The 8,745-nt window shown below is 22.4% G+C and carries 7 protein-coding genes; 3 read left to right on the forward strand and 4 right to left on the reverse strand.

Annotation, left to right across the window (positions count from 1 at the left end; genetic code table 11):
- Positions 1-312 precede the first annotated feature (312 nt).
- The 3 genes from BGI41_RS05175 to xerA all read right to left on the reverse strand — a co-directional run bounded on the left by BGI41_RS05175 (position 313) and on the right by xerA (position 3,044).
- Positions 313-1,245, reverse strand: coding sequence for a transcription initiation factor IIB (locus BGI41_RS05175; RefSeq protein ID WP_042707417.1), 933 nt, complete (start codon positions 1,243-1,245; stop codon positions 313-315).
- Between the two features lie 240 nt (positions 1,246-1,485).
- Positions 1,486-1,767 carry a Gar1/Naf1 family protein gene (locus BGI41_RS05180; protein ID WP_088539203.1) on the reverse strand — a complete coding sequence of 94 codons (282 nt, stop codon included), beginning with the start codon at positions 1,765-1,767 and terminating at the stop codon, positions 1,486-1,488.
- Between the two features lie 407 nt (positions 1,768-2,174).
- On the reverse strand, positions 2,175-3,044 hold the full coding sequence (gene xerA, locus BGI41_RS05185) for a site-specific tyrosine recombinase/integron integrase (protein ID WP_233126326.1): 870 nt from the start codon (positions 3,042-3,044) through the stop codon (positions 2,175-2,177).
- Positions 3,045-3,526: 482 nt separating this feature from the next.
- Here xerA and BGI41_RS08670 point away from each other — a divergent pair, with 482 nt between their 5' ends.
- Both BGI41_RS08670 and BGI41_RS05195 read left to right on the forward strand, forming a co-directional pair.
- On the forward strand, positions 3,527-4,099 hold the full coding sequence (locus BGI41_RS08670; protein WP_088539205.1) for a sugar O-acetyltransferase: 573 nt from the start codon (positions 3,527-3,529) through the stop codon (positions 4,097-4,099).
- Between the two features lie 178 nt (positions 4,100-4,277).
- Positions 4,278-4,784, forward strand: a complete 507-nt coding sequence (locus tag BGI41_RS05195; protein WP_088539207.1) for a flavin reductase family protein — start codon at positions 4,278-4,280, stop codon at positions 4,782-4,784.
- Between the two features lie 244 nt (positions 4,785-5,028).
- Here the strand turns inward: BGI41_RS05195 and dnaG are convergent, their stop codons facing one another.
- The gene (gene dnaG / locus BGI41_RS05200) at positions 5,029-6,315 is read right to left on the reverse strand and encodes a DNA primase DnaG (RefSeq protein WP_088539208.1); all 1,287 of its coding nucleotides are present in this window, start codon (positions 6,313-6,315) and stop codon (positions 5,029-5,031) included.
- A 1,312-nt stretch (positions 6,316-7,627) separates the two neighbouring features.
- Here dnaG and BGI41_RS05205 point away from each other — a divergent pair.
- Positions 7,628-8,395 carry an RraA family protein gene (locus BGI41_RS05205; RefSeq protein ID WP_233126325.1) on the forward strand — a complete coding sequence of 256 codons (768 nt, stop codon included), beginning with the start codon at positions 7,628-7,630 and terminating at the stop codon, positions 8,393-8,395.
- Positions 8,396-8,745: the final 350 nt, after the last annotated feature.

An 8,745-nucleotide genomic window follows, 5' to 3' on the forward strand; every position in this document is an offset into this window, starting at 1 on the left:
TAAATAAAATAATTACTTAGATATAAAAAATATTAGATAAAAAACAAAAAAATAAAATAAAAATCTAAAATTCTATAAGAATTATTAGAAAAAATAAAACAAAAACATATAATTTAACAATAATTATAGAAAAAATAGTAAAAATTAAAATTAATAAAAAAAAATCTAAAAAAGACAAAAAAATCTAAAACACAAAAAACACAAAAACAACTAAAAAGACAAAAAATAAAAACAAAAAGAGCAAAAACAAATAAAAATAACTATTTGATGAAATTAAATAGCTAAAAATAAGAATTTAATTAAATAATGGGATTATAATGTTACTCCCATATCTAATTGTTCTGTTAATTCTTTATACCTATTCCTAATAGTAACTTCAGTTACACCAGCAATTTCTGCAACATCTCTTTGTGTTTTTCTTTCACCTAATAAAACAGATGCAATGTATAAAGCAGCTGCAGCAACACCAGTAGGACCTCTACCAGAAGTTAATCCTTTATCCATAGCTTGATTAATAATATCAATAGCTTTAGATTGAACTTCACCAGATAAACCTAATTCACTAGCAAATCTAGGTACATAATCTACAGGAGATGTAGGTGGTAATTTAATATGTAATTCACGAGCTAAGAACCTGTAAGTCCTACCTACTTCTTTTTTAGTTACAGTTGAAACATCTGCAATCTCATCTAAAGTACGAGGAACTTTACATTGCCTACAAGCAGCATATAAACTAGCAGCAACTACACCTTCAATACTTCTACCACGAATAAGTTTATTTTCAACAGCACTTCTATAAATAACTGAAGCTGCTTCCCTAACACTTCTAGGAAGACCAAGTCTAGAAGAATACCTGTCAAGTTCACTTAATGCAAAAGCAAGGTTCCTTTCAGTAGCACCAGAAATTCTGATTTTTCTTTGCCATTTTCTTAAACGATACCATTGAGCACGATTACGAGCAGGAATATCCCTACCATAAATATCTTTGTTTCTCCAATCGATCATGGTACTAAGACCTTTATCGTGAATGGTATAAGTAGTAGGTGCACCTACACGAGTACGTTTATCTCTTTGTTCATGATCAAATGCTCTCCATTCAGGACCCATATCAAGAAGGTTTTCATCTATAACAAAACCACAATTTTCACAAACAACTTCAGATCTTACATAATCTCGTATAAATTTATCTGAACCACATTCTGGACATTGGGTGATTTTATCCATATCAAATACATCATGTTGCATTTGTTCTTTCTGAGAAATATGATTATCTGGAACACCATTACTGAAAATTTGTTTGGATTTCCTAGTTTTAGAAATCATATTTTTTAATTCTTCATTATCCATATTATCATCCCCATGAATAAAAATTTTTCATATAATAACTAAAATAAAATATATAATATTAAATCTGTTTAATTAAAAAAAATTAAAAATATTAAATAATAACAACTATAAACTGATTATAGTGTTTTAATATATTAATTAATTATTTCTACGTGATTTTCTTCTTTTTCTACTTTTTTTATTATTATTTGATACAAATAATTTTTCTCCATAATTATCCATAATATTATCTCTATTAGTAGATCTAAAAAGGTTAATAGAAATATATGGGCTTTTAGTAGGCCCAAAAACAGTATTAACTTTACCTATCTTTTTCTTTTTACTATTAAAAACTATAGCACCAGCAACAGGAGTCTGTTTTCCTCTTGCAATTAATTTACCAGAATTTGCAATATGCAAACTATTACCTAAAACTTTCATAAAAAATCAGTTAAAAATTAATCCCATACATTATATAGTATATGTTTAATAATATATAAATGTTTCGATAGTTTTATATATAAAAATTATTATTATTTAAATAACTTACCATTTAATTTTTAAAAATAAGAAAGATACTTATTTAAATATATTAATAAATCATATAATTATTATATATTTTAATATACAAATGTTAGTAAATTACCATTAAATAAAAATCATTAAATAAGCTTAGAATTAAATAAAACCAAGTAAATAGCTAATTGAAAAGAAATTATAAGATAATATAAAAATTATATTAAATAAACAAGTAAAATAAAATATTATTTAAAATTTAATTTAAATAATAAAATTAATATCTCTCTTTTTATCTAAATACTTAAAATTCAAGTTATAAAACTATATTATTAAATAATTTCCTCAGATCTTGCTTCGTCATAAATATTTTTAACAGACTCCATATCCACACTTGTATATATCTGTGTAGTTGATAAACTTGCATGTCCAAGTAATTGTTGAATTATTCTTATATCTACACCATGTTTAAGCAAATGTGTTGCAAAAGAATGTCTTAAAATATGAGGAGTAACTTTTTTCTTAATACCTGCAGCTTTAGCATACTTTTTAATTAAAACTTCAACATAACGTGATGACAATTTATCCCCATTTTTATTATATATAAGTAAAGGATTAGATTGATTCCTTAATTTATTATATTCTAAAATAACTTCTTTTGTATTATTATCAAATAAAACAATTCTATCTTTATCACCTTTACCTCTAATTCGTATAGTACGTGTTTCAAAATCAATATCATTAAATTTTAAATTTAATAATTCACTAATACGAAGACCAGAAGAGTATAATATTGTGAAAATTGTTTTATTTCTCATCTTAATAAATTTCTGCAAATCAGTATTTTCCTTATCATTATCAACTGCTTCAATTAAAAGTTCAACTTCATGCTCATTTAAAGATTTAGGAAGAGATTTAGTTCTTTTAGGAAATTCAATATCATATAAAAAATCAATATCATTGAATTCTAAAAATTTCTTAATAGTAATTGTTACAAGATAAATATAATTCTGTGAAACCTCATTATCTCTCTTAAGATGTTGAATATAACGTTTAAATGATCTTACAAAAATTCTTTCATCATATAAATTATCTTGTGTTTCAAGAAATTCTATAAAATTTTGAATAATATTTGTATATGTTTTAATTGTATTTTTTGAATAATTTCTAATTTCTAAATCTATAATATAATCTTCACACATTTCATTAAAATTAAATAAATCTAAAATACTAATTTTTTCCCCATTTTCATCATACTGAGGAAGCTCAATAGAAGAATTATATAGTCTTTCTTGTTTCGTATTATTTATTTTCTTCATATTTGAAAACCTAGGCATAATATCTTCCTCAACATATTTTATTAACAAATAATCATTTATACTGAATTAAAATAGATAATAATAAATTATTTAATAATTTACTATTAAATTAATTAAAATAAAATTATAAACTAAACAGTATAACGAAGTAAATAATAATAGTATAACGAAGTAAATAAATATTTTGGTAAAAATTAAAATTAAAAAATAGCTAAAAATATTTAAAATTTTAATAAAGAATAAAAAACTAAAAAAAATAATTAAAATAGCTAAAAATATTTAAAATAAAAAATTAAACTAAAAAATAATAATAAAAAATAAATAAACAATTCATTTGAAAAATATAAAAAGATTAAAGTGATATTATGTTAAGTGAGCTTGAAAAACTTAAATTAGGACTTGATTATGATTATACAGATCCAGAAATATCTCAAATTAAAGAAAATGCAATGAAACAAACAGATATCTACAATAATATACCCTCAGAAAATAAAGAAGCACAAGAAAAACAAATAAAAAAGATGTTTAAAAAAGTTGGAGAAAACATAGAAATAATGAGACCATTCCAATGTGATAATGGTAAAAACATTACAATAGGAGATAATTTTGTAGGAAACTACAATTTAGTAATACTTGACTGTGATGAAGTAACAATAGGAAACAATGTTATGATAGGGCCAAACACCTTAATTACAAGTGTTGGACATCCATTATCCCCTAAAGATCGTAGAGAACATAAAGGACTAACAAAACCTATTAAAATAGGTAATGATGTTTGGTTAGGTGGAAACGTTACAATATTACCTGGAGTAAACATTGGAAATAATGTAGTAATAGGTGCTGGTGCAGTAGTAACAAAAGATATTCCTGATAATTCACTTGCAGTAGGTGTTCCTGCTAAAGTCATACGCAAAATAGAAAATGATCTTGAAGATTAATTAAATTATAATATATTTTAAATAAAAAAACATAAAATCATACTAAAAAATAAATAAAAAAATTAAATAAAGAAAAATAAATAAAAAAACATAAAATCATAAGAAAATTAATTATATGAAAAATATCTTAAAATTAAATAAGTAAATGAGAATATTATAAGAATAAAAGGTTTTAAAAATGAAAAAAGAAGTAAAATACGATAAATATGTAAATCCAGAACCATGTACTATTGTATCTTGTAGAGATAAAGATGGACATGATAATGCACTTGCAGTAGGATTCATAGGAAATGTAAGTTTTGATCCAAAAATCATAATGATTGCAATTATTGATAAAAGATTTTCACATCATATAATCAAAGAACAAAAAGAATTTGTAGTTAATATTCCAACAGACGAACATATAGACATTGTAAGATATTTAGGTACAGTTTCAGGTCGTGATGTAAATAAACTAGAAAATATTAAAACTATTGATGCAGATATTGTAAATGCACCACTTATTGTAGATTGCCCAGTAAACTTTGAATGTAGTGTTATTGACAGTATTAAACCAGGTACACATGAAGTATTCTTTGGACGTGTAGAAAAAGTTCACTGCGATGAAGAATACATTGATGAATTAGGATTTATTAAATGGAAAGAAATGAATGTCTTACATAGTTTAAATAGTAATTTAATGTAAATAAGCAAATAATAGCTTTAATAATCTAAAACTAATAAATTAATATTTAAAATTAAGGTAAATAAATAAATTAGAAAAATTAGAATAACTAAGAATAATAAACAAAAATAAGCAAAATAATATAAAACAAACTAAAAACAAAATAAACAAAAAATAAACTTAATAAGACAAAAAAACAAGACAAAATAATAATAATAAAACTAGAATAAAATAAATAAAATAAAAATAGAAAAAAAGTCCATTTTTATTCTAAAGTAATAACTTTTAAACCATGTGGTTTTTTAACAATATCTTGAGATTTAAAAGCAACTATATTTTTAATACCATTTTTATAAGATGCATCAACCAGTCTTTGAGATACTACACCATCGAAAATTATAGTTTCTGCATTATCTTCAACATGTTGAACTTCATTATAAAGTTCTTCAACACTTACTTCTTTCATAAGATTTAATGCATTATCTAAGATTTCTCCAGTTCCAGAACCTTCAATCTCTTTTAACATATCTTTCATTAAACTGATTTCATCATCATCTTCTACAATAATATCTGGTTGTTCAACAATGTCATCGTAATCATAATCATTATCAGATTTATAATTATTTTTCTGATTATATTTATTATGATTATTATGGTTATTATTCCTTTTAGATTTTCTAGAAGATTTTTTATTTTGAACTTCTGAATTAGAAATTAAACTAGTAGTTGCTAAAAATTGTTCAATAGGAGTTTTATCTCTAAGTGCTGTAATAACTTCATCTTTTTCAAGATCTTCAACTTCTTTTCCAACAGGAGCACGAGTTACAAAATCAACATCTCCTACTTGAAGAAGCTCTTTTAAGATAAGTTCTCCACCACGATCCCCATCAACAAATACTGTAACGGTTCTTTTTTTAGTTAAATCTGCAATAGATTTAGGAACATTAACTCCTTCTACAGCAACAGTATTTTTAATACCATATTTTAAAAGATTTAATACATCATTTCTTCCTTCAACAACAATAATTGCATCTGAAGTATGAACACTAGGTCCAGCAGGAAGTCTTTCTTCACCAAATTCAGAGATTTCATGAACACGCATAGCTTCCCTTACTTCTTCAATCATTTGCATACTTGCAGGAGTAACACTATCCATCATACCTTTATATATTTCTTTTGCACGGTTGACTACTTGTTGTCTTTTAACTGCACGAACATCTTCAACTTTATTAACTTTGATGTTTGCTTCACAAGGTCCAACGCGATTAATTGTTTCAAGTGATGCTGCTAAAATAGCTGTTTCAATCCTATCTAAACTAGAAGGAATTACTATTTCACCTTTAGCACGACCACCATTAGAATGAATAATAACCTGAATTCTACCTATTCTTCCAGTTCTTTGAAGTTCTCTTAAATCTAAATCATTACTTAAAAGACCTTCAGTTTGACCAAAGATAGCACCAACAACATCAGGTTTTTCAACAACCCCATTAGCAGTAATATCTGCATAGATGAGATATTTAGTAGTAGTTAGTTCTTCACCTTTTGACATAATAAGCCTCCTTTACGGCTTAATTTTAATAAGTCATATAAAATTTATAAATCAAATTTAAATTACAATTCAAATTAAAAAATTCAAATTAGAATTTAAATATATTATTAACTTAAATTATTAATAATTCAAGTACTATAAACAGTTCTTAAAAAATAATACATTTAAATTACCCTAAAAACCATTTATTGAAATAATATAAAATAATAAATAATTTTTATCTAAAATAATCAGCTAATAACTCTATAAATTGTTAATTAACAATAATAAAAATTAACTAATTATCAATTAAATAAATGAAATTTATTTAGGTAAAATCATACAAAAAGAGCATAGCTTACGCTAATATATTAAAATAATAGAACAATTATAAACAAAAAATCGAGTAAAGACAATCCCAAATAATGTATTCAAATTATAATGAATAAATCTTTTTTAAATTATAAATTAAACAACACGAAATACACCTATTTAGAAGAACAATAAGTTATTAATAAATTAACTTTCCTAAACAATATAATTTTAATAATAAAAATTTTAAATTTTGATAACAACTAAATTAAACACTTAATAAAGGTAAATAACAATAAACTAAAAATTTTACCTTACTTAAGTTAAATAATATTTTAAATTTAAATAATAACTAATTTGAAGTCTTAACTCCTTTAAATTTCTTAAATAATTGTGAAATAATTAAATTAATAATAATAATAAACTCTTTCGAGTATGTAATGAATCTTAAATTTACCTATAATATATTTAGTTAAAACTAATATATAAAATTGTATATTTAAAAATTAAAATTATAAAATAAAAAACAAATAATTGAAATTTTATAATACAAAAAGAAAACAAAAAGATAAAATCGTATAAAACTAGAAATAATAATCTAAAATAAGACTAAGTTAATACTAATAAAAATAAAATAAAAAAGAATAAAAAAAAAACTCTAATTAAATATAATTAAATAATAAAATAGAAAATAAAAACTAATTTTTACATTTAAAAATACTTAATAAAATAAATGACACTATAAAAAAATAAAAACTATTAAAACCTAATTTTTAGACTTAAAAATATTTAATAAATTAAATAATATTTTATAATATAAAAACCAAAAATATAATATAATATTTATTATTATAAAAAGATTTTTTCTAATTAAAATTTAAATTACTTAAATTTAATACAATTTTTTATTAATCAAAAAGCCTATTTAAACTGAAATTATTAATAAAACTAATTATTTAATCACTTAGATTTTATTTATAAAATTTAAATAGACAGTATTTAAAAAATAAAGGTGTTTTAATTGTCTAAAATAACTCCAAAAACTGTTTTAAAAATGGCATCCAAAAAAAGTAAAAGTAATGAAAAAAATGAATTAAAAGATATTAATTTAACTGAAGATAACTTTTCTATAGAAGATTTATACCTTAAAGATGATGAATCAAATATAGAAGCATATACTAATTTAAAAGCATTACTTGATTCTGTATGTACTTGTCAAGTATCTGATGCATATAACACTGTTGCAAGAAGAAGTGGTGTAATTAATGGATTAAAATCTGTTAATAAACATAGAGTTTATGGTAGAATTGTAACATGTGATACTAATTCTGATGATTGGGGAACTGGATTACTTGCAATGGATAAAGCAAAAGAAGGAGAAATATTATTTTTACATTCTAATGGTGAACCATCAGCAATTTGGGGAGAACTTGCTTCAACTTGTGCTCAAGAAAAAGGAATTGCAGGATGTGTAATTTATGGATACCTTAGAGATATTGATATAACAAGATATATGGATTTCCCATTATTTGCATTAGATCTTGTACCTAATGCAGGAATGGCACTTGCATATGGTAAAGTTAATCCTGAATTAAAAATTGATGGAAAAATAATTAAACCAGGAGACTTTTTATTTGGTGATGAAAGTGGAGTACTTATTATACCACAAGAAACATTCAAGCAAGTAATGTTAGAAACACTTAACATTAAAATTAAAGAAGCAGGAATTCTTAAATTATTAAAAGAAGGTAAATCATTATCAGAGATTGCTGGAGTTAAAAAAGAATAAAACTAGAATTTCTTAAATTAAAATAAAAAGAGAATATAATATTCTCTTAAATATTTTATATTAAATCTTTAATTAACTAAATATTTTTAAATAACTTACTACTTTTAATAATTTAGTTTAATAATATTATAATTTAGAAATTAAAAAAATTAAACTAATTATATCATTTAACTTAATTTAATCTATTTTTAATAAAAAATAAACATAAATTAAACTAATTTTATAGAATAAAATAAAAAAAAAAACAAAATATTTTAAAATACTTGAAACTAAAAATTCAAATAAAATACTTAATAAAATCTTATTAATTTTTAAAAATAATTAATTTAAATAATTAATAAATAAAATAG

It is taken from the genome of Methanobrevibacter sp. 87.7 (genome assembly GCF_002208625.1).
Lineage (GTDB): Archaea > Methanobacteriota > Methanobacteria > Methanobacteriales > Methanobacteriaceae > Methanarmilla.

Excerpts from the sequence above, each read along its gene's own strand:
- BGI41_RS05175 (WP_042707417.1), bottom strand. The coding sequence starts at position 1,245 with ATGCAACATGATGTATTTGATATGGATAAAATCACCCAATGTCCAGAA.
- BGI41_RS05180 (WP_088539203.1), bottom strand. The coding sequence starts at position 1,767 with ATGAAAGTTTTAGGTAATAGTTTGCATATTGCAAATTCTGGTAAATTA.
- xerA (WP_233126326.1), bottom strand. The coding sequence starts at position 3,044 with ATGTGTGAAGATTATATTATAGATTTAGAAATTAGAAATTATTCAAAA.
- BGI41_RS08670 (WP_088539205.1), top strand. The coding sequence starts at position 3,527 with ATGTTAAGTGAGCTTGAAAAACTTAAATTAGGACTTGATTATGATTAT.
- BGI41_RS05195 (WP_088539207.1), top strand. The coding sequence starts at position 4,278 with ATGAAAAAAGAAGTAAAATACGATAAATATGTAAATCCAGAACCATGT.
- dnaG (WP_088539208.1), bottom strand. The coding sequence starts at position 6,315 with ATGTCAAAAGGTGAAGAACTAACTACTACTAAATATCTCATCTATGCA.